This is a genomic window from Inhella sp., from assembly GCF_041912635.1.
Classification (GTDB): domain Bacteria; phylum Pseudomonadota; class Gammaproteobacteria; order Burkholderiales; family Burkholderiaceae_C; genus Inhella.
In genome coordinates this window covers 1-20,710 of sequence record NZ_JAYRMO010000011.1, presented here as the reverse complement: position 1 = coordinate 20,710, position 20,710 = coordinate 1, and the positions used below count along the sequence as shown (strand labels likewise).

Annotated in this window: 21 protein-coding genes and 1 tRNA gene; 7 read left to right on the top strand and 15 right to left on the bottom strand. The window is 69.5% G+C overall.

Going from position 1 to position 20,710, the window contains the following annotated elements; all coding sequences use genetic code 11:
- Window positions 1–82 precede the first annotated feature (82 nt).
- Window positions 83–1,303: an HD-GYP domain-containing protein gene (locus ACE3QP_RS08345; RefSeq protein ID WP_374435124.1), complete on the top strand. Its 1,221-nt coding sequence runs from the start codon at window positions 83–85 to the stop codon at window positions 1,301–1,303.
- Here ACE3QP_RS08345 and ACE3QP_RS08340 read toward each other — a convergent pair.
- From ACE3QP_RS08340 to mutM, 5 genes are read right to left on the bottom strand one after another with little or no spacing between them, the layout of a single operon-like run.
- Window positions 1,297–2,013 (bottom strand): 5-oxoprolinase subunit PxpA, encoded by a 717-nt coding sequence (locus ACE3QP_RS08340; protein WP_374435122.1) that lies wholly within the window; start codon window positions 2,011–2,013, stop codon window positions 1,297–1,299. The two genes, ACE3QP_RS08345 and ACE3QP_RS08340, sit on opposite strands and share 7 nt — an antisense overlap.
- Entirely contained in the window at window positions 2,003–2,926 is a 924-nt protein-coding gene (locus ACE3QP_RS08335) for a biotin-dependent carboxyltransferase family protein (protein ID WP_374435120.1), read from the bottom strand. Before ACE3QP_RS08335 ends, ACE3QP_RS08340 begins: the two co-directional genes overlap by 11 nt.
- Window positions 2,923–3,564, bottom strand: a complete 642-nt coding sequence (gene pxpB, locus ACE3QP_RS08330; protein ID WP_374435118.1) for a 5-oxoprolinase subunit PxpB — start codon at window positions 3,562–3,564, stop codon at window positions 2,923–2,925. Before pxpB ends, ACE3QP_RS08335 begins: the two co-directional genes overlap by 4 nt.
- Window positions 3,561–4,568: an A/G-specific adenine glycosylase gene (gene mutY / locus ACE3QP_RS08325; RefSeq protein ID WP_374435116.1), complete on the bottom strand. Its 1,008-nt coding sequence runs from the start codon at window positions 4,566–4,568 to the stop codon at window positions 3,561–3,563. The genes pxpB and mutY overlap by 4 nt, the downstream gene beginning before the upstream one ends.
- Window positions 4,565–5,392 (bottom strand): bifunctional DNA-formamidopyrimidine glycosylase/DNA-(apurinic or apyrimidinic site) lyase, encoded by an 828-nt coding sequence (gene mutM / locus ACE3QP_RS08320; RefSeq protein ID WP_374435114.1) that lies wholly within the window; start codon window positions 5,390–5,392, stop codon window positions 4,565–4,567. Before mutM ends, mutY begins: the two co-directional genes overlap by 4 nt.
- 65 nt (window positions 5,393–5,457) lie before the next feature.
- On the opposite strand from mutM, the gene ACE3QP_RS08315 reads away from it, so the two are divergent.
- The 6 genes from ACE3QP_RS08315 to ACE3QP_RS08290 all read left to right on the top strand — a co-directional run bounded on the left by ACE3QP_RS08315 (window position 5,458) and on the right by ACE3QP_RS08290 (window position 10,434).
- Window positions 5,458–7,194 (top strand): tetratricopeptide repeat protein, encoded by a 1,737-nt coding sequence (locus ACE3QP_RS08315; RefSeq protein ID WP_374435112.1) that lies wholly within the window; start codon window positions 5,458–5,460, stop codon window positions 7,192–7,194.
- A complete protein-coding gene (locus ACE3QP_RS08310) occupies window positions 7,191–7,718 on the top strand; it encodes a lipoprotein insertase outer membrane protein LolB (RefSeq protein WP_374435109.1) in 528 nt (175 codons plus the stop codon). Before ACE3QP_RS08315 ends, ACE3QP_RS08310 begins: the two co-directional genes overlap by 4 nt.
- Window positions 7,715–8,581: a 4-(cytidine 5'-diphospho)-2-C-methyl-D-erythritol kinase gene (locus ACE3QP_RS08305; RefSeq protein WP_374435107.1), complete on the top strand. Its 867-nt coding sequence runs from the start codon at window positions 7,715–7,717 to the stop codon at window positions 8,579–8,581. Before ACE3QP_RS08310 ends, ACE3QP_RS08305 begins: the two co-directional genes overlap by 4 nt.
- 37 nt (window positions 8,582–8,618) lie before the next feature.
- A tRNA-Gln gene (locus ACE3QP_RS08300) sits at window positions 8,619–8,695 on the top strand.
- 50 nt (window positions 8,696–8,745) lie between these two features.
- Window positions 8,746–9,708 carry a ribose-phosphate pyrophosphokinase gene (locus tag ACE3QP_RS08295; protein ID WP_198113548.1) on the top strand — a complete coding sequence of 321 codons (963 nt, stop codon included), beginning with the start codon at window positions 8,746–8,748 and terminating at the stop codon, window positions 9,706–9,708.
- A 102-nt stretch (window positions 9,709–9,810) separates the two neighbouring features.
- Complete coding sequence (locus ACE3QP_RS08290; RefSeq protein WP_198113549.1) at window positions 9,811–10,434, top strand: 50S ribosomal protein L25/general stress protein Ctc; 624 nt, start codon at window positions 9,811–9,813, stop codon at window positions 10,432–10,434.
- A 103-nt stretch (window positions 10,435–10,537) separates the two neighbouring features.
- Here ACE3QP_RS08290 and ACE3QP_RS08285 read toward each other — a convergent pair whose 3' ends face one another.
- The 10 genes from ACE3QP_RS08285 to ACE3QP_RS08240 all read right to left on the bottom strand — a co-directional run.
- On the bottom strand, window positions 10,538–11,002 hold the full coding sequence (locus ACE3QP_RS08285) for an MSHA biogenesis protein MshP (protein WP_374435105.1): 465 nt from the start codon (window positions 11,000–11,002) through the stop codon (window positions 10,538–10,540).
- Window positions 10,999–11,874: a type II secretion system protein J gene (locus ACE3QP_RS08280; protein ID WP_374435103.1), complete on the bottom strand. Its 876-nt coding sequence runs from the start codon at window positions 11,872–11,874 to the stop codon at window positions 10,999–11,001. The genes ACE3QP_RS08285 and ACE3QP_RS08280 overlap by 4 nt, the downstream gene beginning before the upstream one ends.
- Window positions 11,871–12,317: a prepilin-type N-terminal cleavage/methylation domain-containing protein gene (locus ACE3QP_RS08275; protein ID WP_374435101.1), complete on the bottom strand. Its 447-nt coding sequence runs from the start codon at window positions 12,315–12,317 to the stop codon at window positions 11,871–11,873. The genes ACE3QP_RS08280 and ACE3QP_RS08275 overlap by 4 nt, the downstream gene beginning before the upstream one ends.
- On the bottom strand, window positions 12,307–12,786 hold the full coding sequence (locus tag ACE3QP_RS08270) for a prepilin-type N-terminal cleavage/methylation domain-containing protein (protein ID WP_374435100.1): 480 nt from the start codon (window positions 12,784–12,786) through the stop codon (window positions 12,307–12,309). Before ACE3QP_RS08270 ends, ACE3QP_RS08275 begins: the two co-directional genes overlap by 11 nt.
- Window positions 12,767–16,177 (bottom strand): DUF6701 domain-containing protein, encoded by a 3,411-nt coding sequence (locus ACE3QP_RS08265; RefSeq protein WP_374435097.1) that lies wholly within the window; start codon window positions 16,175–16,177, stop codon window positions 12,767–12,769. Before ACE3QP_RS08265 ends, ACE3QP_RS08270 begins: the two co-directional genes overlap by 20 nt.
- A gap of 12 nt (window positions 16,178–16,189) precedes the next feature.
- Window positions 16,190–16,615 (bottom strand): prepilin-type N-terminal cleavage/methylation domain-containing protein, encoded by a 426-nt coding sequence (locus ACE3QP_RS08260; RefSeq protein ID WP_374435096.1) that lies wholly within the window; start codon window positions 16,613–16,615, stop codon window positions 16,190–16,192.
- A gap of 31 nt (window positions 16,616–16,646) precedes the next feature.
- Entirely contained in the window at window positions 16,647–17,126 is a 480-nt protein-coding gene (locus tag ACE3QP_RS08255; RefSeq protein WP_374435094.1) for a hypothetical protein, read from the bottom strand.
- Between the two features lie 4 nt (window positions 17,127–17,130).
- Window positions 17,131–18,366 carry a type II secretion system F family protein gene (locus ACE3QP_RS08250; RefSeq protein ID WP_374435092.1) on the bottom strand — a complete coding sequence of 412 codons (1,236 nt, stop codon included), beginning with the start codon at window positions 18,364–18,366 and terminating at the stop codon, window positions 17,131–17,133.
- Window positions 18,367–18,372: 6 nt separating this feature from the next.
- Entirely contained in the window at window positions 18,373–20,088 is a 1,716-nt protein-coding gene (locus ACE3QP_RS08245) for a GspE/PulE family protein (protein ID WP_374435091.1), read from the bottom strand.
- A gap of 10 nt (window positions 20,089–20,098) precedes the next feature.
- On the bottom strand, window positions 20,099–20,710 hold a 612-nt coding region (locus tag ACE3QP_RS08240; protein ID WP_374435089.1), incomplete at its 5' end, for a type II secretion system protein GspD.

Here is a 20,710-nt window from a genome sequence, read left to right as displayed (position 1 = left end):
GCAAAGCGACGCCAATTTGCGCTGGATTCAGGTGGGCGCAAGGCGCCTGCCGCATCATGGTGGCCTTGAACTTGCGCACGCCATGCCCAGCAACGACGTCAACCCCCACTACCTGGAGCATGTGATGCACACGGCCGAGCACCGCACGGTGCAAGCCAGTGAAGACATCATGGCCGGCAATGGCACCAAGCTGCTGGCCAAGGGCACGCGTATCGATGCCGGCACCCGCGACCGCCTGCTGCGCTACAAGTTGGCCAAACCTCTGGAAGACTGCATGAGCGTGGCCGACGGCGTGGTGCCCGCCGTCTTTGGCCCGCTGGCCCAGCAGCTGCTGGAACGCCACTCGCTGCTGGGCACGCTGTGCGGTGCGGCGCGTCTGCAGGCGCTGCCGCTGCGCCTGGCCAGCCTGAACCTGAGCATGCCGGTGCAGAGCCTGCTCACCATCTATGCCGACCACCAGGGCGACCGCCTGGCGCACAGCGTGGGCGTGGCGATGCTGACCCTGGGCCTGGCGCAGCGCCTGCTGCCTGGCCAGGCAGCCCTGCACCTGGAACTGGCCGTGGCCGCGCTGCTGCACGATGTGGGCGAGCTCTACATCGAGCCCCGCCTGCTGCAGCGCGATGCCGAATTGCAGATTGCGCAATGGCGTCACATCGCCTCGCACCCGGTGATCGGGCATCGCGTGCTCAAGCCGATGAAGGGCGCCGGCCCCAAGGTGGCGGCGGCGGTGCTGAACCACCACGAGCGCCTGGACGGCTTCGGCTATCCGCGCGGCCTGCTGGAAGAGAACTTTCCGCTCGAGCACCAGATCCTGGCCGCCGCCGAGTGGCTGATGGCGCTGATCGACAGCGGCGTGGGTGCCCTGGCCCGTGCCAGCGTGGCCAGCCGGCTGATTCCGGGCGAGTTCAGCCCCGCCATCCTGGACGTTCTGAACAGCGCCGTACGGCACAGCGACGAACTCAACCAATGGCTGGAGCAGCAGCAACAGCCCCTGCTCGGCGCCCTGCCGCTGGTGGAGACCCTGGTGGGCACGCTGGAGCGCTTTCGCCTGCTGCGCATCCAGGCTTCGTTTTCCAGCACCGGCCTGGACGTGGGCGACCCCGCCGCCACGCTGCTGGAGCTGGCCAGCCAACCCGACCCGCGCCTGCACCAGGAGCTGCAGTTGCTGATCGACGAATTCGGCTGGCGCCTGCGCCAACTGGAGCGCGAGGCCCTGCTGCGCGCCGGCCTGCTGCCGCCGGCCGAGCTGGCGGTGATGCAGGAGCTGATTGCGCGCCTGCGCGGTACAGCCTCAGTTCACTGAAGAGGCCATTCCGAGCGCAGGGCGCGCGCCAGCGCCAGTGCGGCCGGGCCGTCGCCATGCAGGCACAGCGTGTCGGCCCGCAGCGGCAGCCAGGCGCCCCCGGTCACGCGCACGCGCTGGTTCCGCACCAGCTCGCGCACCTGTTCCAGCACGGCGGCGGTTTCGTACAGCACCGCGCCGGGCTGGCCGCGTGGCACCAGGCTGCCGTCGGGCGCGTAGGCGCGGTCGGCAAAGGCCTCGGCCAGGGCCCGCAGGCCATGGCGCTGCGCCGCGGCCAGCAGTTCGCTGCCTGCCAAGCCGACGAGCGCCAGGCCGGGGTCCACGGCCCGCACGGCGCGGGCCACGGCGTCGGCCAGCGTGGCATCGCGCGCCGCCTGGTTGTAGAGCGCACCATGCGGTTTGACATGCGCGAGGCGCACGCCCTCGCGCGCCGCCAGCGCCTGCAGGCCGGCAATCTGGGCGATCAGATCGGCCTCGACGTCCTGCGGCGCGCGCTGCATGGGCGTGCGGCCAAAGCCGGCACGGTCCGGGAAGCTCGGGTGCGCGCCGGCCGCCACGCCGAGCTGCCGGCAGGCTTGCAGGGCCGCGCGCATCTGCGCCCCGTCACCCGCATGCCAGCCGCAGGCGATGTTGGCGCGCTCTACCAAGGCCAAGAGCTCGGCGTCGGCGCCGGCGCCGTCGCCGACATCGGCGTTCAACTCAATCGACAAGCGCCCTCCGTTGCAGTGCGAGTTCATGCCGACGCTGTGCCCGGGCCGCTCGTGCGGCCTCCAGATTGCAGGGCTGCAGGCGCAGCGCGCTACCGGGCCGCGCCTGCGCCAGCCTCCACAGATCGGCCGCGATGACGATAGCCACGCGCGGATAGCCGCCGGTGGTACCGGCATCGGCCAGCAAGGCGATGGGCTGGCCGGCCGGCGGCAGCTGCAGCGTGCCGGGCAGCACGGCGGTGGAGGCCAGCTCCAGCGGCCGGCGTAGGCTCAGCAGGGGGCCGCTCAGGCGCAGGCCCATGCGGTCGCTCTGTGGCTCGACCTTCCAAACCTCGCCCCACAGCGCGTCGCGCGAGCGCAGGTCCAGTGCGGCCAGCTCGGGCCCGGGCAGCGCGCGCAGCCGGCCATCCCACTCGGGCGCGCGCAGGCCGCGCACGCCATGCAGGCGCGGCGCGAGGCCGAGCGCCAGCCGATCACCCTTGCGCAGCGCGCGGCCGTGCAGGCCGCCGAAGCCGCTGCGCAGGTCGGTGGCACGCGCGCCCAGCACGGGTGGCAGCGCCAGGCCGCCGGCAAAGCCCAGCAGGGCGCGCTGGCCGCTCAGCGGCCCATCCAGGCGCAGCACCTGGCCGGCGCGGCAGGGCCAGCGCCATTCGGGGCGCAGCAGCCGGCCGTCCAGGCGCATCTCGAAGGGCGCGCCGCACAGGGCCAGCCAGCCCTCGCGCTCGATGCGCAATTCCAGCGGCCCGGCCACCAGTTCCAGCGCCGCGGCCTCGGGCGCATTGCCCAGCAGGGCATTGAGCCGCGCCAGCGCCCAGTCGTCCAGCGCGCCGGCAGCCGGCACGCCCAGATGGCGCAGGCCGTGGCGGCCATCGTCCTGCACGGTGGAGAGCGGGCCGCAGCGCAGGATTTCGATCATGCGGGTACGAACCGCAGGCGATCGCCCGGCAGCAGCCAGCTGGGCTCTTCCGCCAGCGGGTCAAACAGGGCCTGGGTGCAGCGGCCGATCAGCTGCCAGCCGCCCGGGGATTCGCAGGGGTAGACCCCCGTCTGCGCGCCGCCGATGCCGACCGAACCCGCCGGCACGCGCAGGCGTGGCGTGGCACGGCGCGGCAGCACCAGCCGCGGCGGCAAGCCCAGCAGGTAGGGGAAGCCGGGCAGAAAGCCCAGGCAGGCCACTTCGTAGACCGGCGCGCAATGCGCCTCGATCAGCTGCGCTTCGCTCAGGCCCAGCAGGGCCGCGGCCTCGGGCAGGTCCGGCCCGGCCTCGCCGCCGTACTGCACCGGCAGCAGGCGCTCGCGCCCGGCGCGTGCGCTGGCGCGCGCTTTGCCCCAGGCCTGGCGCGCCAGAGCCTCGGCGCCGGCCGAGTCGGCGCCCGGGGCGAGCACGCAGCTCAGGCTGTGCAGGCCGGGCACCAGGTCGATGAACTCGGGCCGGCCCCGCAGGGCCTGGGCCAGGGCAAGCAGGCGGCGCTGGCCAGGGAGGGCCGGCTCGCCGGGCAGGCGCAGGCAGAGCAGGTCCTCGCTCAACCAGTCCCAGCTCGGCTCGCCGCTCATCCCAGCAACTTTCGCAGCGGCGCCGGCAGGCCGTAGCGCGGCAGCTCTTCACGCGCCACCCAGCGGCCGGGCAACTCGGGCTCGCCCTGGGGCCAAAGCGCACGGCGTGGGTGCAGCACCCAGTCGAAATGCGTCAGCGCGTGCTCGATGCGCGGCAGCAGCTCCAGCACCTGCTCCGGCAGCAGGGCCTGCAGCTCGGGTTCGCTGTCGAACAGCGGCAGGGTCCACAGCCCCGCCCACACGCCCTTGGCCGGGCGTTGCTGCAGCCACAGCGCCTGGTCCTCGGCGCGCTCCAGCCATAGCCACCAATGCTCGCGCCGGCCGCGCGTCAGGCGCCGGCTCTTCACCGGCAGCTCGGCCTGCCGGCCCTGCGCCTGCGCCTGGCACAGCGCCGCCACCGGGCATTCGCCGCAGCGCGGTTGGCGCGGTGTGCACACCGCCGAGCCCAGGTCCATCAGGCCCTGGGTATAGGCCGGCATGTCGGCCGCGCGCGCCGGCACCAGCGCGTCGGCCAGTGCCCAGAGCTCGCGCTGCGCCCGCGCCTGGGCGATGTCCTGCTCGAAGGCCAGCAGGCGCGCCAGCACGCGCTTGACGTTGCCGTCCAGGATGGAGAGCCGCTCGTCAAAACAGAAGGCCGCGATGGCGCGCGCCGTGCTACGGCCGATGCCGGGCAATTGCTCCAGCTCTGCCGCGGTGCGCGGGAATCCACCCAGGGCCGCCACCGCCTGAGCACAGGCATGCAGATTGCGGGCGCGCGAGTAGTAGCCCAGGCCAGCCCAGAGCGCCAGCACCTCATCCAGCGGCGCCGCGGCCAGTGCCTGCACGTCGGGAAAGCGCTCCAGAAAGCGCGCGTAGTAGGCCCGCACGGTGGCCACCTGGGTCTGCTGCAGCATCACCTCGGAGAGCCAGACGCGGTAAGGGTCGCGGCTGCCCGACCAGGGCAATTCGTGGCGGCCGTGGCGGCGTTGCCAGGCGATCAGCAGCGGGGCGAACTCGGTCTTCATGGCTTCTGACAGCGCGGACAAAAGAAGGTCGAGCGCTGGCCCTGCACGATGCGCCGCACCGCCGTGCGGCAGCGCGGGCAGGGCTGGCCCTCGCGGCCGTACACCGCCACCAGGCTCTGGTAGCGGCCGATCGCGCCCAGGCTGCTGGAGAAATCCCGCAGCGTGCTGCCGCCGACCGCCAGCGCGTCCTGCAGCACGGCGCGCACCGCCGCCAGCAGGCGCGCGCAGCGCTTGGGGCCGATGCGGCTGGCCGGCGTGGCCGGGTGGATGCCGGCCTGCCAGAGGGCTTCACAGGCGTAGATGTTCCCGGCACCCACCACCACATCGCCCGCCAGCAAGGCCTGCTTGATGGGCACACGCCGGCCCTGCAGGCCCCGATGCAGGGCCGCGGCATCGAAGGCCGGATCAAAGGGCTCGGCGCCCAGGCCGGCCAGCAGGTTGCGCGCCGGTTCCTGATCCAGCGCGGCGGACCAGACGGCGGCGCCGAAGCGGCGCGGGTCGGTCAGCGTCAGGCAGCCCTGGCTGGTGTCGATGGCCAGGTGCTGGTGCGGCCCCAGCGCCTGCGGTTCGGGTGTGAAGGCCAGCGAACCCGACATGCCCAGGTGCAGCAGCAAGCCACCCTGCGGAGCGGGCCGGTCCAGCGGCAGCCAAATGTATTTGCCACGCCGGCTCGCGGCGCCGATGCGCGCGCCGCGCAGTGCGGCCGGCTCGATTCCCAGTGGCCAGCGCAGCGGTTTGCCCAGGCGCAGCTCGCGCAGCGTGGCGCCTTCCAGCGCGGCAGCAAATCCCTGGCGGGTGATCTCGACTTCGGGCAGCTCGGGCATCGTGCCAGTGTAGGAACCCATGCCAAGCGGCGGCAGGGAGCCCAGTCGGCACAATCGGCGCCGCCATGCCTGCACCCTCTCTCCGCCGTCTCGCACCCTGGGCCCTTGCCCTGCCCCTGCTCGCTCAGGCCCAGCCCACCGCACCGCCGGTTGCGGCCGCCACCAGCGCGCCACCGCCTGCGGTGCAAAGCTCGGCGCTTGATGCCCCGCTGTTCTACCAACTGCTGATTGCCGAACTGGAGCTGCAGCGCGGCCAGCCCGGCGTGGCCTTCCAGGTGCTGCTGGACGCGGCGCGCCGCACGGGCGACGAAGCCTTGTTCCGCCGCGTCGTGAACGTCGCCCTGCAGGCGCGCGCCGGCAATGAGGCGCTGCAGGCCACGCGGGCCTGGCGCCAGGCTCTGCCTGAATCCACTGAGGCCCTGCAGACCCAGCTTCAACTGATGGCGGCCCTGGGCCAACTGGGCGAGCTGCCCGGCCCGTTGCTCGATTGGCTGCAGCAAAGCCCGGACGGCCAGGCGCGCGCCCAGCATCTGGCCACGCTGCCGCGCCTGGTGCGCCAACCCAATGCCTTCGATGCCTTGGAGCCCGGCCTGGCGGCCGAGCGCGACAACGCCGCCGCACGCAGCCTGCGCCGCTCGTTGGCAGCCTGCGTCATTGCCCAGCTGGCCCAGCAGGCGGGCAACCACCCGCTCACGCTGAACCAGCTGCGTGAGGCACGCCAGCTGGACGCCGACAACCAGCTGCCCGCCTGGCAGGCGCTGGATCTGGTGCGTCACCTGCCGGCGGCCGAGGAGCTGATCGACCGCGGCAGCCGCGATCCGGCTTATCGCCTGGCCTGGGCCCGCGCGCTGGCGCGCGATCAGCGCAGCGTCGAGTCCCTGGCCCTCTTCCAGACGCTGGCGGCCGAGCAGCCCGACGAGATCGGCCACGCCTACGCGATCGGCTCGCTCGCCCTCGACCTGCGCCAGCCCAAGCAGGCCGAGACCGCGCTGCGCGATTACCTCAAGCGCCTGCCCGAGAGCCACGCCAACCGCCTGGCCGCACAGGCCTCGGCCCTGCTGCTGCTCTCGCAGGCGCTGGAGCAGCAAGGCCAGCTCAAGGAGGCCGCCCAGGTGCTGGACGAAGCCCAGGACCCGCAGCGCGCGCTGGAGGTGGCCTTCCGCCGCGCCCTGCTGCAGGCCCGGCAGGGCGAACTTGAGCAGGCACGTGCAGCCGCCCGCGCCCTGCCGGGCGACGGTCCGGACATCGAGCGCCGCCGCCTCCTGGCCGAGGTGCAGATCCTGCGCGAGGCCAACCGCTGGAAAGATGCCCACGAGCTGCTCGGCCAGGCCGTGAAGGCCGAGCCCGACAACACCGACCTGCTCTACGAACATGCCATGAGCCTGGAGCGCCTCAAGCAGTTCGACGACATGGAGCGCCAGCTGCGCCGCGTGATGGAGCTGGAGCCGCGCCACCACCACGCGCGCAATGCGCTCGGTTACTCGTTGGCCGAGCGCGGCCTGCGCCTCGCTGAGGCGCGCGAGCTGATCGAAACGGCGCTGGAGATCGGTGGCCAGGAGCCCGCCATCGTTGACAGCCTGGGCTGGGTGGCCTTTCGCGAGGGCAAGCTGGACGAGGCCGAAACCCTGCTGCGCCGTGCCTACCGGGCCCGGCTGGACACCGAGATTGCCGCCCACCTGGCCGAAGTGCTGTGGGCACGCGGCAATCAAGAGGAGGCACGCCGGCTGCTGGATGAGACCAGCGCGCGCGATGGCAGCAACGAGGTGCTGCGCAGCACGCGTCGCCGCCTGGGCCTGCGATGAAACGCCGCGCCCTGCTGCTGAGCGCGCTGCTGGCGGGCTGTGCCCCGCTCCCCCCGTCACCGCCCAGCCAGGGCTGGAGCGGCAAGCTCGGCTACCAGATGGAAGCGGGCAATGGCCAGCGCGCGCAGGCCGGCTCGGCGCTCTTTGAGCTGCAGGGCGATCTGAAGCGCGGCAGCCTGCTGCTCAACAGCCCGCTGGGCACCACCCTGGCGCAGGCACGCTGGGATGAAGCCGGCCTCTGGCTGGACGACACCAGACAACCCCATCGCTACGCCGACATGGACGAATTGGGCTGGGCCCTGGGCCAGGCCATGCAGGGCCCGGCCCTGCCGCTGCGCCTGCTGTTCGACTGGCTGCACGGCCGCCCCAGCCCGCTGGCCCCTCATGAGGCGCACGAGCTGGGCTTTGTGCAGGACGGCTGGCTGGTTCAGCGTGAAGACCCCCAGCGATTGCTGCTGAGCCGCCCGGCCCAGGGCGGCCAGGGCGCCCTGCGCCTGCGCATCCTGTTGAATCCGCCGGCATGAAGGCCCTCTACGAGCTGCCGGCCCCGGCCAAGCTGAACCTCTTTCTACACGTGGTAGGCAAGCGCTCCGATGGCTACCACCTGCTTGAATCCCTGTTCGTGCCCATCGACTGGGCCGACACCCTGCACTTGGAAAAGCGCAGCGATGGCCGCATCCAGCGCCAGGACCGTCGCCCCGGCGATCTGCCGGCCGAAGACCTGTGCGTGCGCGCCGCCCGGGCATTGCAGCAGGCCAGCGGCTGCAGCCTGGGCGTGGACATCCACCTGGACAAGTGCCTCCCATCGGGTGCCGGCATGGGCGGCGGATCATCGGATGCGGCCACCGTGCTGATCGGCCTGAACCGCCTCTGGGGCCTGGACTGGAACCGCACGCGCCTGATGCAACTGGGCCTGACGCTCGGCGCCGATGTGCCCTTCTTCCTGGGCCGAGGGCCGGCTTTCGCGCAAGGCATTGGCGAGCAGCTGACCCCGGTGGAGCTGCCCGCCCTGCGTCTGGCCGTGCTCAAACCTCTCCAAAGCCTGCCGACCGCCGCAATTTTTTCGAGCCCCCTCTTGCAGACCTCAAAAACACAGTCTATAGTCGCGGGCTCTGTTGCAGACAAATGGCTTCAGCAGCGAAACGATCTACAGGCGGCAGCGCAAGCGCAGTGCCCGGAAATCGCAGACGCGCTGAAATTGCTGCAGAACCGCTTCGGCAACAGTCGGATGACCGGTTCAGGCAGCGCAGTGTTTGCGCAGATTGACAGAGACGACCTGCCCATGGCGACCGAGCTTGGGAGCTTCATCGAAGTTCCAGAGCAGTGGGAAGGAAAGATCTGTCGCAGTCTGGAAGCCTTGCCGCTGGCGGCGTGGCTGGAAGACTGAAAGTTTGAGGGCAACGGCGTCAGCCGGGGTCCTGTGTAGGGGAGTCGCCAAGTTGGTCAAGGCATCGGATTTTGATTCCGACATGCGAGGGTTCGAGTCCTTCCTCCCCTGCCAAATTTTTTCTGCTGTGCCTGGCGCCGTAGCTGCCGTTAAAGGAACGCCCCGTGCTCAACAACACCGTGCTGTTCACCGGCAACGCCAACCCGGCGCTGTCGCAGGAAATTGCCACCCATCTGGGCGCTGAACTGGGCCGTGCGTCGGTCGGTCGGTTCTCGGACGGCGAAGTGGCCGTCGAAATCCAGCAGAACGTCCGCGCCCGCGACGTGTTCGTCATCCAGCCCACCTGCGCGCCGACGAACGACAACCTGATGGAGCTGCTGGTGATGGCCGACGCGCTCAAGCGCGCCAGCGCCCGCCGCATCACCGCCGTCATCCCCTACTTCGGCTACGCCCGCCAGGACCGCCGCCCGCGCTCGACGCGTGTGCCGATCTCGGCCAAAGTCGTCGCCAACCTGCTGGAAACTGTCGGCATCGAGCGCGTGCTCACGATGGACCTGCACGCCGACCAGATCCAGGGCTTCTTCGACATCCCGGTCGACAACATCTACGCCAGCCCGGTGCTGCTCTCCGACCTGAAGAGCAAGAGCTACCAGGATCTGGTGGTGGTGAGCCCCGACGTCGGCGGCGTGGTGCGCGCCCGCGCGCTGGCCAAGCAGCTGGGCTGCGACCTGGCCATCATCGACAAGCGCCGTCCCGCCGCCAATGTCTCCGAGGTGATGCACGTCATCGGCGAGATCGAGGGCCGCAACTGCGTGATCATGGACGACATGATCGACACCGCCGGCACGCTGGTGAAGGCGGCCGAAGTCCTGAAGGACCGCGGCGCCAAGTCGGTCTACGCCTATTGCACCCACCCCATCCTCAGCGGCCCCGCGATCGAGCGCATTGCCGGCTCGGCCCTGGACGAGGTGGTCATCACCAACACCATTCCGCTGACCGACGCGGCCCGCGCCTGCGGCAAGATCCGTCAGCTCTCGGTGGCCTTCCTGTTCGCCGAGACCATCCGCCGCATCAGCGATGGCGAGTCGGTGACCTCGCTCTTTAGCGAGCAAAACAACAACTTCTAAGAATCGGACGCCACCTGGCGTCTTTCCTCGGGGCTGCCCTTGGCGGCCCCTTTTTGCAAACGGGGGCTTGGTCGCGAGCCACCGACTCACTGGAGTGAAACCATGAAATTCGTCGCTTTCGAGCGCAAGCTGCAAGGCACTGGTGCGAGCCGCCGCCTGCGTATCTCGGGCAAGGTCCCCGGCATCGTCTTCGGCGCCGGCGAACCCGCCATGATCGAACTCGATCACAACGCCCTGTTCCACGCCCTGAAGAAGGAAGCCTTCCACAGCTCCATCCTCGACATGGAACTGAACGGCAAGGAATCCAAGGTGCTGCTGCGTGACGTGCAGTACCACCCCTGGAAGCCGCAAGTCCTGCACGTGGACTTCCAGCGCGTGGACAGCACCACCAAGATCACCAAGAAGGTGCCGCTGCACTTCATCGGCGAGGCCGAGTCGGTTGCCGTGAAGACCGACAAGTGCACCGTCAGCCACATCGTGACCGAGCTGGAAATCACCTGCGTCGCGGTGGAACTGCCCGAGTTCATCGAAGTGGACCTGAGCGGTCTGACCAAGGGCCACAGCGTGCATGTCAACGACATCAAGCTGCCCGCCGGCGTCAAGGTCGTCACCCACGGCAAGCCGAACCCCGTCGTCGCCACCCCGGTGGAGCCGAAGGTCGAAGAGATCGTGGTGGCTGCCGCTCCGGCCGCTCCCGCCAAGGGCAAGGCCAAGGGCAAGAAGTAATTCAGCCCCGCACCCTGTGCACCTGCAAAGCCCCGCCCTGGCGGGGCTTTTGTTTTTTGAGCCCTGCTCCGGCGGGGCTCTTTGCGTTCCGGCCCGCGGCGGCTCAGTTGCTGACCGTCACCTCACGCTGGCGCTCCACATACTGGGCGCCCAGAGCGGCGGCGTTGTCCGGGCAGTTGGCCACCTGGCCGTTGCAGGCTACCGCGCGCAGCTGGTAGACGGTGGTGGTGGCGGCCGTGCCGGGTGATGCCTCACCCTCTTTGTAGGCGGTGCCTGTGCAGCTGACGGTGACGCGAAAGCCTGTCTCACTGCGCAGATCCAGGGTTTGGCTGATGGGCGGCACGGCGACCCCGCAGCCACTCCACCCGCCACCTGGCTTGAGCAGCTTGTACAGCCCCCAATCCAGTCCGGCGCGCACCGCGGCCTGGGCACGCGCGCCCTGCACCTCCTGCGCCATGCCCGCCTGAGCCCCAACGCTCAAGCGCACCACGCTTGCCGCCAGCAAAGCCAGCAGGACCAGCACCACCAGCGCGGCCAAGGCTCCCAACCCCCTGCTGGCCGCCTTCATGGGATGTTGCTCACCATGGCGCTCAGTTGCAGGCTGACGCGCTCGCCGTCTCGGCTGAGCTCGAGCTGCAAACTCATTAGGCCGTATTCCGTCAACGCCGCCTGGCCGTACTCGAAGCTGCAGGCCGAGACACGCGTGGCCAGCACGTCATCCCCTAGGCCCACCGCAGGACAGGTCGAGGGATAGCTGGCGTTGAAACCATAGGCACGGCGCCGCACGAGTTGGCCGGTGCCATTGCCGGCCGCATCCAGGCCAGCACCGCTGCAGATGTAGAACACCGCCTGCTCGGTGGCGGGCACCACCTGGAAGCGCCCGCCGAAGCCGCCATTCGGAAACTGGGTGGGCGCAATCGCGATGCGCTGGCTGCCAAAGGCGGCATTGCCCATGGCCTCGTTCGTGGCCGTGATGACCGCGCGATTGATGCCGCTGCCGTAGACCTCGTTGCCATTCTGGTTGCCCACCACCACGAAGTCGCCCACCGCCGCGGCGCCATTCAGGGGGCCCAACACGTCGAAGCGCTGGGTCAGCGTGGCGGGGTCCAAGGCCGCGGAGCAACTGGCGGCCGTGGCACAGGTGGCCGGGTCATTCACCGTGTCTGGCGCCATCCGGTAGCGCCCACCCCCGATCGTGGGCACCAGCTCGAAGCATTGGTCGGAAGGCGTGCGGATGGAATTGGGCACAGCCGAGCGGATGTCGCGTTGCATGGCCTGCAGCGCGCCTTGCGCGGCCGACTGCAACTCGCTGCGATGGCGCTGCGCAATGAAGCCCTGCACCGCCGGCCGCACGAACACGGTCACGACGCCGGCCAGCACGCCCAGCACCACGATGACGAGGATGAGCTCGACCAGGCTGAAACCGCGGCTGCGCGTCATGGCGCATACCCCGTGCGCCAGCCCACCAGTTGCAGGCTGTCGGCCGCACCGCGCCGCGCCGTCACCGTGATGCGCTTGGCCGGCACGCCGGCCAGGCTGACATCGGCGACCGCCACTTCGACCGCATAGGCCGCCAACCCCGTCACCGGCACCCCCGCCACGGTGCAGATGCCCTGGCTGTAGCCGGCGTAGTCGTCGATGTCGTAGAAGCCGCTGCGCGCGCAGCCGCCGGCCACGGGCGGGGTGCTGCTGCTGTAGGGCCGGCTCTGCACCTCTTCGAGCATGCCCTCGGCGATGGCCAGCAACTGGCGGTTGACCAGCGGGTCGGCCGAACTGCGCGTGGTCTGCTGGAAGGCCAGCAGCACCCCGGCCAGCCCCACACCCAGCACCACGATGGCCAAGATCAGCTCGACCAATGTGAACCCGCGCCGCCTATTCCGCATGGCCGCTCTCGCCGTAGACGGTGATCGCCGCCATGCCGCTGGCCGTGATGCTGCGGTTCGCCACCTGCAACCCGGCGCCGTCGCGGCTGACGCGGCCATTGGGCTGGAAGTACAGCGTGCCCGCCGGCGTGACGGTGACGCTGGTACCGGCGGCCTCCGCAAAGCTGCTTGCGCCGTCCGGCCCAGGCAGGCTGCTGCCGCAGCTGCTGGCCGGATTGCTGCCGGCCACGCTCAGGCTCAGTTGCCCGTCGGCCGCAAAACTGGCGCACACCAGGCGTCGATGACCCACGGCCGTGGCCGCCGCCAGGCGCAGGCCGGCCAGGGCCTGGCCGCGCCAGGCATCGCTGCGGAACTCGCCCAGGCCCGCGAGCCGCGGCAGCGCCACGGCCGCCAGCACGCCCAGCAGCAGCAGCACCGCCACCAGTTCCACCAGGGTGAAGCCCCCCTGATCAGTAAACCTGGCGCTCATGCAACCTCTTCTGGCTTTCAGCCGTCACCGAGCCGAAGCTGGCCCGCGCACTCGGGTCGCTGTCCCAACGACCGAGCGGATTACCGGCGTCGGCGCAACCGTTCAGGGTGCCTTGGCGGGCACGCAGCCAGGGCAGGCCGGCGCCGGTGGTGGCGGGGTGGTTGGGCAGGCAGGCGCGGTCGGTGGTGGTGCTGCCCAGGTTCAATGCCACGTCCAGCGTGCCCGCGCCGCCACCGCTTGGCGCACCCAGGGTCAGGCTGCCGATGCCGCTGGCCAGGCTCAGGGACTGCACCGCCGTCGTCCAGCCCGCCGCGGCCCCGTTCAGGCCCACGCGGTTGGACTGCGCCACCGCCGTCAGCTTGCCGGCCAGCGCCGGGCCGGTGCAGCTGTCGTCACTGCCGAGCACCCAGCTCTTGCCGCTCCAGTACTCCAGTCGCAGGGGCAGCGCCAGCGCGTTGCGGCTGCTGCCGATGGCGCTTTGCAGCAGCAGGCGGCCACTGCGCAGCGCGAAGCTCGGCTCCGCCCCCCCGCTGCTGCTCACGCCCAGGGCATCGGTGACGCGCAGGCTGGTGCTGAAAGGCGCCGTGAGCTTGCTGCTGAGCCGGTAACTGAGCGCCAGCTCCGGCGTGATGCCCAGGGCGAAGCGGCTGGCCGGCGCGCCCGTGGGGTCGAAACTGCCCTTGCCCGACGCCACGGCCTCGCTGAACACGACGGCCTGCGCGTAGTCGTTTGCATTGCCCTGGCTGCCGTCGTAATTCAGGGTTCGCGCACCCAGCGCATTCACGGCCTCCACGGTCACACCCGGCAGGGCCTGGCCCGGCAGATCGCTGGAACCCGCCAGGCCGGCGTAGCTGAAGCTGCCGCAGGCAGGGCTGCCGCTGACCTTGAAGCGGGCCGGGCGGAAAGGGCCGATGGCCGCTGCGGTGCTGCCCGTCACGGCCAGTCCGCTGCCCAGGTAGTCGTTGTCGCTCAAGGCGGCAGCCAGGTTGATGGTGCCCACTTCGGTCCAGATCAGGTCCGCCGGGTTCGCCACCCCGGCGGTGAAGCTCAGCGCCCCATGGCTGAAGGCTCCGGCCTGGGCGCCCGCAAACACCGGGGTGAGCTTGGTGTGGGTGAGCGCCACGGTTTCGCCCTCCTGCCCGAAGTTGGGCGTGGCGGCATCCGCGGTGTTGCGGGCGGTCAGGCGCAGACCGAAGGCGGCGCCCGCCACCTGCGCGCCGCTGGGCAGATTGCTGAACAGGAAATCCTTGGGCGCGGCCACGGCCTGCGCGCTGCCCGTCATGCTCAGGCCGGCGTCCCCGCTTGCCGCACTGCCGGTGTAGGTGGCGGTGACGCTGAAGCGTCCGACGTCAGCGTACTGCAGCGTCAGGCTGGCACTGCCGGTGGCATCGAAGGCCACGCTGAGGGCGCGGCTGCCACAGGCCGCCGCGCTGCTGCCCGAGGCGTTCAGGGCCTGCCCCGCCACCCGCACCGGCAGCGTTCCGGTGGCCGGGTTCACATAGCCACAGGCCAAGGTCAGGCTCTTGCTGACGCTGGCAAAGGCGGGCGTGCAGGCTAGGCTGTTGTCGCTCTGGCGCACGGCGGCAATGCCCAGCGTGGTGCTGGCTTCGGCGCGGTGGTTGGACAGGCTGACCAGGAAGCCCGCCGCGGCGGCAGTGAAGCTGCACTCCGGGCTGCCGAAGTTGCAGCGCAGCGCATTGGTGGCCGCGGGTGAACTGCTGGCCACGCCCAGGGTGGCGCTGCCCACCACCGGGAGTTGGCCCTGCACCGTGACGAAGCTGCTGCCCGCCGGAATGGTGAAGCCGGCGCCCGCAGGCCACAACCAGCTGGCGTTGCTGGCACCCAAGCTGCCGCTAACCCCTGCCGTGTACGGCACGGAGCAACTGGCATCGGTGCAGGCGCGCACTTCGAAGCTGCTGGGCGTGCAGGTGATGCCGTTGCCGCTGGCGTGCCGGATCTCCAGATGGTGCAGGGGTGGCGTGCAGTCATGCGTCTGCACCATGTCCGCGGCGATTTCCACCGGGCCGAGGTCGAAGTTGTAGACCCGCAGCTCGTCGATCCGACCGTTGGCCGAGTCGTCGGTGCCACCCGCCGGCGCGGCACTCAGGCGGTTGTCCCCGACGAACAGACTGCCCAGGCTGGAGGCCAGGCTGCCGCTGGTGGTGCCGACGCCCGTGCCGGTCAGACTGCCATTCACATACAGGCGCAGGGTGCTCTGATTGCTGCCGCTGGCCAGCTTCCAGGTGGCCGCCACATGGACCCATTGGTTGGCAGGGAAGTTCTGCGCGGACGTGCTGGCACTCAGGGTGGCGCCGGCGCTGTCCGTCAGGCGCAGACGCAGCACGCCGCCGCTGTCGCGCTGCAGGTAAAAGGGCTGGTCGGTCTGTCCGCTGGCGTCCATCAGCATGGCCGCCTGGCTGCTGTTCCAGGAAACCGCCGCGCGGTACCAGAAGGAGAGCGTGCCGCTATTGCCGACCCCTGAAGGCAGGTTCAGCAGGCTGTCAACGCCACGCCGGGTCGCATCGGTGTTGCGGTCCACATCCAGGGCCCGACACACCTTGCCGCCGGGGTCGGTGACGGCATCGCCCACCGCCACACCATGCTGCTCCTGGGCGGAGGCATCGCGCACCTCGCCCACCTGGCCGGTGTAGACGAACTCATCGAAGCGGTACTCCGCCACCCGCTCCGGCAGACCCGATGGCACGAACCACCGGATGGCCGAGCCATTCGCGTTGTAGCCACTGTTGAAGGAATACAGCGTGTAGTCCGAGTTGCTGACCTGCACGCCGATGGTGGCCTGCGAGCCTGTGGCGTTGGCGTTGCCGTACTGGAACTTGAATTCGCCCCCCTCGTACAGAATGATCTGAAAGGTGTAGGGGGTGCTGGTGTTGTACTGGTAGACGCTGTTCCAGGACACCACCAGCCGCCGATTGGGTGCCGTGCCCTTCTGCTCCCAGCTCACCTTGCCACTGCCGGCGCGGGAAGGATCAAGGTCGGTCCAGTAGGCCATGATGACCCGGTCCGTGGCAGAGGCCGTGCAGCCCGAACGCGCCGTGGCCGCACCCGCGGGCAGCGTGGTGTTGGTGTAGTTGCGGAAGAAGCCGGTGTCGGCTCCGAACTGCAGCATGCCGTTGGAAAGCACCCGCACCGAGCTGTAGTTCACCCCGGCAAAGCGGAACACAAAGCCGCCGGTCAGGTTGATGGTGACGCGATCGTCATCACCAGGGTAGCCCGTACAGCTGCCACCATCCCAGGTGTTGATGGTGTTGGCGGCCGTTTCCCAGGCGAAGCTGTCACTGCGGTAGCTGTAGCTGGCGGCCTGGGCGGAGCCCAGGCACAGCCAGAGCAGGGCGGCCCACAGGCCCAGCTTGAGCCAACCGCCCCGCAGCATGGGACGAATCCGTCAGTTGCCGGCAGCGATGGCCGTGAACTCGGCCTTCTTCGGCGTGCTGTCGCTGTTGGAGATTTCGCAGACGAAGGTCGTGCCATTGGCCGACGACGCGGTTTCACCCGACTTGAGTGCCGAGGTATACCCAGTCGGCATGCCGCCCTGCATCAGGCCACCCACCGTGGCGGTGGCGCAATCATTGACGGTTTTGCATTTGGCCGCATTGGTGGTGCTGTGGTTCACGACCGAGCAACCGCTGTAGTTCAGCGTCATCGCCGAGCCTGCGGCACCGGCCACGCCCTTGGTCGCGGCGATCTTGGCGTCGTCACCGATGTCGACGAAACGCGGCAGCGCCGTCGCCGCCAGGATGCCCAGGATCACGATGACCACGATCAGTTCGATGATCGTGAAGCCGGCTTGCAGACGGGGGCTGGAACGCATGGTGAATCTCCTGTTCTAGGGAATCTGTAGCTCAACAACGGGATTGGATATCTTCGGCGCGGATGATGCGGGCCTTGATGTCGGCGTGCAACACGAAACGGCATTCGTTCACATTCGACAGAGTCACTTCAAGCCGTTCTGCTCCCAGCGGCCGCAGTCTCCAACCTGCACGCAGGTCACTCAGTCCGCTCGCGCTGGCAAGCGCCTGCAGGCGTTGCTGCCCAGGTTCTGCAGGCCAGTTGTCGATTTGCTGTGCTTCAGCGGCCAAGGGCACCTGCAGGCTTGCACGGCGCAGCTCCGTCAGCACGCGCTGCATGCACGCAAGGTCCGCCCAATCCGGGCACTTGAGCTGCAGCAGCTGCGCGTTGCTGCGCGCCGCCTCGGCCGCCATGCGCAGCTGCACCGAACGGGCTTCGGCCTGGATGTCATCAAAGCGGGAGCGCAGCACCCAAGCCAGCACGCCCAAGACCGCCACCACCACCGCAAACTCCAGATAGCGCCGCAGCTGCACGGCGTCAGCGCTTGAAGGAGACCCGACCCAGGTCCCAGATCGGCAGGAACACGCCCATGGCCAGGATCAGCACCAGCACGCCCAGGAAGACGATGAGGATGGGCTCGATCTGCTGGCCCAGGGTCTTGAGCTCGTACTGCACGTCATTGCCGTAGAGCTGTGCCACCTCCTGCATCAGCTCGTCGACGGCGCCGGTCTCCTCGCCCACCGCGATCATCTGCAGCACCACGGGCGTGAACACGCCGGTGGCAATGGCCGCGCGCAGCAGGGATTCACCGCGCTCGATGCTGGCGCGCATGCCTTCGATCTTGCCGGACACATGGCGGTTCTCGCAGGTCTGCGCCACCACGGTGAGCGCCTGCTCAACCGGCACGCCACTGCGCAGCGCCAGCGCCAGGCTGCGCGAAAAGCGCGCCAGTTCGGCCTTGAGCACGATCTTGCCGGCCACCGGGATGCGCAGCTTGAAACGGTCCCAGGCCAGGCGGCCGGGTTCGGTCTCGATCCAGCGCTTGAGCGCAAAGGTACCGACGCCCACCAGGCCGACCAGCAGCCAACCGTAGCGGAGGGTGAACTCCGAGGTGGCGATCAGGATGCGCGTGGCCAGCGGCAGCTCGGCGCCCAGGCTCTTGAAGACGCCGGCAAAGGCCGGAATCACCATTACGTTGATGACGCCGATGGCCGCGACCATGGCCGCCATGACGAACAGCGGGTAGCGCAGCGCCGACTTGACCTGCTGGCCCATGAAGAGCTCGAACTCCTGGTGCTCGAACAGGCGCATGAACACCTCGTCCAGGCGGCCGGTCATCTCGCCCACGCGCACCATGGCGACGAAGAAGTGGTCGAACACCTTGGGGTGCTGGGCGAAGCAGCGGCTCAGCTCGATGCCCGATTCGAGGCTGGCGCGCACCGCCTGCAAGGTTTCCTTCATGCGCTCGTTGGTGGCCGACTCGGTCAGGCCGGCCAGCGCGCGCAGGATGGGCACGCCGGACTTCAGCAGAGTGTGCAGCTGGCGCGTGAACACCAGCATGTCCACCGGCTGGATGGCGGGTTTGAGTAGCGCGTCCAGGCGCTGCTGCAGGCCGGGCCCGGTATCAGCGCCGCCGCCTTCCTGGGCCTGCACGCTCAGCACCGTGACGCCCTCGCTGCGCAGCTGATCGGCCACCGCGGTTGCACTGACGGCCTCCAGCGAACCGGTGACACGCCCCTGCGCACTGCGGCCGGTGTAGGCGAACTTGGGCATCGTGACTTAGAGGTCTTCGTCGTCCACCGCGGTGGAGACGCGCAGGGCCTCGTCCAGCGTGGTGCGGCCGGTCTTGACGAGGCGCAGGGCATCGTGGCGCAGGCTGTTGCCCTTCATCTGCGCGCGGCCGACGCGCGCAAAGCCCTCGTTGTCGCCGCGGTTCAGGGCATTGATCAGGTCCTGATCCATCTCCAGGAACTCGTACACGCCGGTACGGCCGGAGTAGCCGGTGTCGCTGCAATGCACGCAGCCGCGGCCCTTCTTCAGCGTGGCGCCGGCCAGGTCCTCGCCATTGGCCTCGAACCAGGCGCGTTCCTGCGGCGTGGGCTCATGCGTTTCGCTGCAATGGGTGCAGATCGTGCGCACCAGTCGCTGCGCCAGCACCAGGTGAAGGGAAAGCGCCACCATGTAGCGCGGCACGCCCATGTCGAGCAGGCGGATGGGTGTGGAGAGCGCGTCGTTGGTGTGCAGGGTGGAGAGCACCAAGTGGCCGGTCATGGCGGCGCGCAGGCCCACCTCGGCGGTCACCTGGTCGCGCATCTCGCCCACCAGCACCACGTCCGGGTCCTGGCGCAGGGCGGCGCGCAGCACGCGCTCGAAGCTGAGCTCGATCTTCTCGTGCACCTGCACCTGGTTCAGGCCGGGCAGGCGGTACTCCACCGGGTCCTCGACCGTGATGATCTTGCGCTCGGTGTTGTTCAGCGCGTTCAGCGTGGCGTAGAGCGTGGTGGTCTTGCCCGAGCCGGTGGGGCCGGTGACCAGGAACATGCCGCTGGGCCGCGCGATGGCGCGGTGGATGGCCGCCGCCACCGGCTCGGGCAGGCTCAGGCCGGGCAGGCTGAGCAGGCCGGTGCCCTGGTTGAGCAGACGCATCACCACCGATTCGCCATGCTGGGTCGGCATGGTGGAGATGCGCACGTCCACATTGGTGTTGCGCAGCTTGACGTGGAAACGGCCGTCCTGCGGCAGGCGGCGTTCGGAGATGTCCAGGCCGCTCATCAGCTTCAGGCGCAGGGCCACGGCGCTGGCAATCTTGGCATCGGCCTCGGTCTGCACCTGCAGCACGCCATCGATGCGGAAGCGGATGCGCAGGCTCTTTTCCTGCGGCTCGATGTGGATGTCTGAGGCGCGCTTGCGCAGCGCCTCCTCGAACACCGAGAGCAGCAGACGCACCACCGGTGCGTCCTCGGCGGCGGCGGCGTTCAGGCCGAGCAGCTCGCCGAGCTCGTCCTCCACCGCGCCCATCTCGGTGGTCAGCTCCTTGGCCAGGCTACCGATGTCCTCGCCCAGCGTGTAGCTGCGGTCGATCAGCGCCATCAGCTGGCTTTCCGCCACGGCCACCAGTTGGACGTCCTTCTTCAGGATGCGGGCGATCTCGTCGAAGGCGGCGATGTCGGTCGGGTCGGCCATGGCCACGCGTGCGCCCAGCGCATCGCTTTCCAGCACCATGGCGCGCATGCGGCGGGCCTGGCCCTCCGGCAGGGCGCGCACGGCCTCGGGGCGCACCACCACATCGCCCAGGTCTTGATACGGCACGCGCAGCTGGCGCGCCACCGTCTTGGCGATCTGCGCCTCGGTGACCCAGCCGTTGTCGACAAAGATGCGGCCCAGCTTGCGCCCGGTGGCCTTCTGCAGGGCCAGGGCCTCCTGCAGCTGGGCGGGCTGGATCAGGCCCTCCTGCGTCAGCAGGTCGCCCAGGCGGATGCGCACAGGTTGGTTCATACCGGCGGGTTCATTCCGGCTTGCGCTGCGGTTCCGGCGGCACCGGCAGGGCCGGCGCGCTCAGCTCGGCGGGCCAGCGGCCATCGGCCGGGATGACGGTGGGCTTGATCAGGATGACCAGCTCGCGCTTGCGGTTGATCTTGCTCTTCTGGCCGAACAGATTGCCCACCACCGGAAGGTTGCTGAGCACCGGCAGGCCGGTGCGGTCGCCGCGCAGCTCCTGCGTCATCAGGCCGCCGATGGCGACGATCTGGCCATCGCCCACGCGCACAATGGAATCCGTCTCGTTGATGGTGGAAGCGGCCAGCGGCAGGCGGAAATTGCCCAGGGTGCCGAGGTCGAGGATCTTTTCGCGCTCAGTCACCAGGCTGATCGAGGGGTGCACATGCAGCATCACCTGGCCGTTGGGGTCGATCTGCGGCGTCACGTCCAGCACGATGCCGGAGAAGAAGGGCGTGAGCTGAAGCGTGGGCGCCTGCGTGGTGGTGTTGGTGTTGTTGTTGGTGCTGTTGTTGTTGGTGATGCCGGTGACGTAGAGCTCGTCCGAACCCACCTTCAGCAAGGCCTTCTGGTTGTTCAGCGTGGCGATGCGGGGGCTGGAGAGCACATGCACATCGCCCTG

Excerpts from the sequence above, each read along its gene's own strand:
- ACE3QP_RS08250 (WP_374435092.1), bottom strand. The coding sequence starts at position 18,366 with ATGCCCAAGTTCGCCTACACCGGCCGCAGTGCGCAGGGGCGTGTCACC.
- ACE3QP_RS08270 (WP_374435100.1), bottom strand. The coding sequence starts at position 12,786 with ATGAGCGCCAGGTTTACTGATCAGGGGGGCTTCACCCTGGTGGAACTG.
- ACE3QP_RS08310 (WP_374435109.1), top strand. The coding sequence starts at position 7,191 with ATGAAACGCCGCGCCCTGCTGCTGAGCGCGCTGCTGGCGGGCTGTGCC.
- mutM (WP_374435114.1), bottom strand. The coding sequence starts at position 5,392 with ATGCCCGAGCTGCCCGAAGTCGAGATCACCCGCCAGGGATTTGCTGCC.
- ACE3QP_RS08345 (WP_374435124.1), top strand. The coding sequence starts at position 83 with ATGCCCAGCAACGACGTCAACCCCCACTACCTGGAGCATGTGATGCAC.
- ACE3QP_RS08290 (WP_198113549.1), top strand. The coding sequence starts at position 9,811 with ATGAAATTCGTCGCTTTCGAGCGCAAGCTGCAAGGCACTGGTGCGAGC.
- pxpB (WP_374435118.1), bottom strand. The coding sequence starts at position 3,564 with ATGAGCGGCGAGCCGAGCTGGGACTGGTTGAGCGAGGACCTGCTCTGC.
- ACE3QP_RS08335 (WP_374435120.1), bottom strand. The coding sequence starts at position 2,926 with ATGATCGAAATCCTGCGCTGCGGCCCGCTCTCCACCGTGCAGGACGAT.
- ACE3QP_RS08305 (WP_374435107.1), top strand. The coding sequence starts at position 7,715 with ATGAAGGCCCTCTACGAGCTGCCGGCCCCGGCCAAGCTGAACCTCTTT.
- ACE3QP_RS08315 (WP_374435112.1), top strand. The coding sequence starts at position 5,458 with ATGCCTGCACCCTCTCTCCGCCGTCTCGCACCCTGGGCCCTTGCCCTG.
- mutY (WP_374435116.1), bottom strand. The coding sequence starts at position 4,568 with ATGAAGACCGAGTTCGCCCCGCTGCTGATCGCCTGGCAACGCCGCCAC.
- ACE3QP_RS08285 (WP_374435105.1), bottom strand. The coding sequence starts at position 11,002 with ATGAAGGCGGCCAGCAGGGGGTTGGGAGCCTTGGCCGCGCTGGTGGTG.
- ACE3QP_RS08245 (WP_374435091.1), bottom strand. The coding sequence starts at position 20,088 with ATGAACCAACCTGTGCGCATCCGCCTGGGCGACCTGCTGACGCAGGAG.
- ACE3QP_RS08280 (WP_374435103.1), bottom strand. The coding sequence starts at position 11,874 with ATGACGCGCAGCCGCGGTTTCAGCCTGGTCGAGCTCATCCTCGTCATC.
- ACE3QP_RS08275 (WP_374435101.1), bottom strand. The coding sequence starts at position 12,317 with ATGCGGAATAGGCGGCGCGGGTTCACATTGGTCGAGCTGATCTTGGCC.
- ACE3QP_RS08260 (WP_374435096.1), bottom strand. The coding sequence starts at position 16,615 with ATGCGTTCCAGCCCCCGTCTGCAAGCCGGCTTCACGATCATCGAACTG.
- ACE3QP_RS08265 (WP_374435097.1), bottom strand. The coding sequence starts at position 16,177 with ATGCTGCGGGGCGGTTGGCTCAAGCTGGGCCTGTGGGCCGCCCTGCTC.